This window comes from Neobacillus drentensis, from assembly GCF_036966985.1.
GTDB classification, from domain to species: domain Bacteria; phylum Bacillota; class Bacilli; order Bacillales; family Cytobacillaceae; genus Neobacillus; species Neobacillus drentensis_E.
In genome coordinates this window covers 292-2,735 of sequence record NZ_JBALSN010000082.1, presented here as the reverse complement: position 1 = coordinate 2,735, position 2,444 = coordinate 292, and the positions used below count along the sequence as shown (strand labels likewise).

Sequence of the window (2,444 nt, the reverse complement as noted above, 5' to 3'; positions counted from 1 at the left end):
GTCTTTAAATTGCCAATGATTTTTTTCCTCATCTCTAGAATAGTAAATATCGTACCCATTAATGGCCCGGGAGGATTTTACCGCAATCAGATTTGGTTCTCCCTTAATCGTAAAAATGTCTGTTCCTTTTTCATGGAAGGCAGCGTCGCCATTTTTTATCTTATATTCAAGATCGGAAACATTGTCTGCTACCTTAAATTTTACCTCGCCTAGCTTTTCGCCAATGTACTTTTTATCTGAGATCACGCCAGAATAGATTCCGTCATATTCCTTATCGTCCCATTTAATAAAATCGACCCAATCAATGACAGCATGTTGTCCGTGTGTCTGACAGCCAGATAGAACGATAACCAATAAAATAAGCAAACTCACAGTTTTCCTCATCTTACCACCTCAAAAATATAGACGAAGGATTTATCTTTTGGTTTCATTCTACTTCCGCATCACTTTTTTATAATACTTTTTATCCAGTGAATGAAAAAATTGTTTTAACAAAAAATAAAAAAGCAACAGGTCATTAACTAGGAGGTATTGCCATGCCTAAAGTTGAAGTAGCTTGTTCAATCGCCAACTGTTCGTTTTATGGAGAAGGAAATGTTTGTACAGCGGATAAAATTATGGTTGAAATAGATAACCATGCACGCTATGATACAGAATTTTCTTCCGAATTAGGTGAAAAGAATCATGTCGATACGGCAGGTACCTCAGCCGAAACCTGTTGTAAAACCTTCAAGCCTAAAAAAAGGAAAAATAGTTAAACGAATTCTGTTGTAAAAAGACGGGCTTGAACTTCCCAAAAGGAAGAACCAGCCCCGTCTTTTTTTTATTATTTTTCTATGCACATAGGATTATTGAAAAATTTATAAAATATAATAAATAAAAAGAAAACTAGGCGGGATCACATTATGAAGAAGATGACTTATTTGTTCTCTTTATTGTTAGTTACAATAGGTTTAGCTGCTTGTACTCCACGTCAGGAAGTCGTAAATGAAAAACCACCGGTAACAGAACCAGACGGAGAAAATCCGTCAAATCCCAATGGGCCAGTTTCAGAAGAACCAGAGGAAGAAGTATATCACAATGAAGTCTTTAAAGATGTTGTCGTTACAAAAAAAGCAGATACAATCATTGTCACAGGAAAAGCCCAAGTCTTTGAAGGGGTCTTTCAATATGCTCTTTATGATGGAGAAAAAGTCGTTAAAGAAGGGAACTACCAGACTGAGGGTGCACCAGCTTGGGGAGAATTTGAAATCACTTTTGCCAAGGAGTTATTATCTACAAATACCAGTAAATTAGAATTATTTGTATATTCAGCTAAAGATGGCTCAAAAATAAATACGTTAGAAATTCCAATAGCCTTAGATAACTAAGGCACTTTTTTTTAAGATATACGCTTCCTTGCACTAAGCGTCATTTTATCCATAACAGCAGCAACCGTAATTCCAATTGCATATCGAATCAAATCCACTGTAAGAAATCCTTTACCAAGTATTAATGCTCCAAGCAAGGTACCGCGCAGATGATTAATCCATTCTGCCTGATACAGTTGACTAAGTTCAATACCATAGCTAAATAAAAAACTAAGGGAGATTGCTGTTATGAGGCTCTTTTGTACTAACAAGAAACGGAATCCAAAATAAACCATCATTGCCCAGAATAAATCCCCGGCATTCTCCGCAACAAATATAGGAAGCAGTTGAGAGAATTTTCTTGAGGCCAGGCCAAATAAGATGGTGAGAATAACAGCAATCACATAACCAAACCTCATGTTACGTGGTTTTATAGATTCATTTTTTTGATTGTGGGCAGTAGTCACTCGAATCACTCTTTTCACTATCATACCTATAAATTTGAATATACTAGTATTTTTCAATTGTAGCAATAAAAAGAAGACACGTGCACTTCTAGAATCATGCGGATTTAGAGGCTACCATTCTCTGGATTACTATCGATATAAAAAGTAATTATAAGTAAACATATTGGAATTCCATAAAGATGTTCTGTAAAGTTAACAGGTTCCTTTCGCAAACATTAAAAATGCTACTTAAAATGAGTGCCAAATTGTATATGAATTTGGCACTCATTTTTAATTGATGTAAAGGCATATGTGCAAAAATTACATTTATATGTAGGTACTTGGTTTAATTTAAATAAAAGGACATATCATAATCTTTAGGGGTGATATATGAAAAACTCAAAATTATTTTATATAGCTTTGCTAATTGTACCTTGGCTAACCGTCCCATTTTTAGGTCGAAATTCGTTTAAAAAATATCTTCCAGCCGGAATATTTATATGTACATTCACAAAAGCTATGGAATTATTCGGTGAGAAGAAAAAATGGTGGAGGTCATATGAAGGGGTATCACAATTAAAAAATACAAACTTTTTTAATTGTGGCCCATATCTTGTTGCCAGCCTTTGGATGTTAAAAATGACTTTTG

At 34.7% G+C, this 2,444-nt stretch carries 3 protein-coding genes and 2 pseudogenes; 3 read left to right on the top strand and 2 right to left on the bottom strand.

All coding sequences use genetic code 11. From position 1 onward, the window contains the following. Positions 1 to 384: pseudogene (locus V7659_RS06170) on the bottom strand (hypothetical protein); the annotation flags it as partial. 152 nt (positions 385 to 536) lie between these two features. Between V7659_RS06170 and V7659_RS06165 the strand changes: the two are divergent. Beyond that, positions 537 to 758 (top strand): DUF1540 domain-containing protein, encoded by a 222-nt coding sequence (locus tag V7659_RS06165; RefSeq protein ID WP_335538845.1) that lies wholly within the window; start codon positions 537 to 539, stop codon positions 756 to 758. A 147-nt stretch (positions 759 to 905) separates the two neighbouring features. Continuing rightward, positions 906 to 1,370, top strand: a complete 465-nt coding sequence (locus V7659_RS06160) for a Gmad2 immunoglobulin-like domain-containing protein (protein WP_335538843.1) — start codon at positions 906 to 908, stop codon at positions 1,368 to 1,370. 11 nt (positions 1,371 to 1,381) lie between these two features. Here V7659_RS06160 and V7659_RS06155 read toward each other — a convergent pair whose 3' ends face one another. Then, complete coding sequence (locus V7659_RS06155) at positions 1,382 to 1,768, bottom strand: DUF2809 domain-containing protein (RefSeq protein ID WP_420491705.1); 387 nt, start codon at positions 1,766 to 1,768, stop codon at positions 1,382 to 1,384. Positions 1,769 to 2,185: 417 nt separating this feature from the next. Here V7659_RS06155 and V7659_RS06150 point away from each other — a divergent pair. Further along, a pseudogene (locus V7659_RS06150) lies at positions 2,186 to 2,444 on the top strand (hypothetical protein); the annotation flags it as partial.

Excerpts from the sequence above, each read along its gene's own strand:
- V7659_RS06160 (WP_335538843.1), top strand. The coding sequence starts at position 906 with ATGAAGAAGATGACTTATTTGTTCTCTTTATTGTTAGTTACAATAGGT.
- V7659_RS06155 (WP_420491705.1), bottom strand. The coding sequence starts at position 1,768 with ATGAGGTTTGGTTATGTGATTGCTGTTATTCTCACCATCTTATTTGGC.
- V7659_RS06165 (WP_335538845.1), top strand. The coding sequence starts at position 537 with ATGCCTAAAGTTGAAGTAGCTTGTTCAATCGCCAACTGTTCGTTTTAT.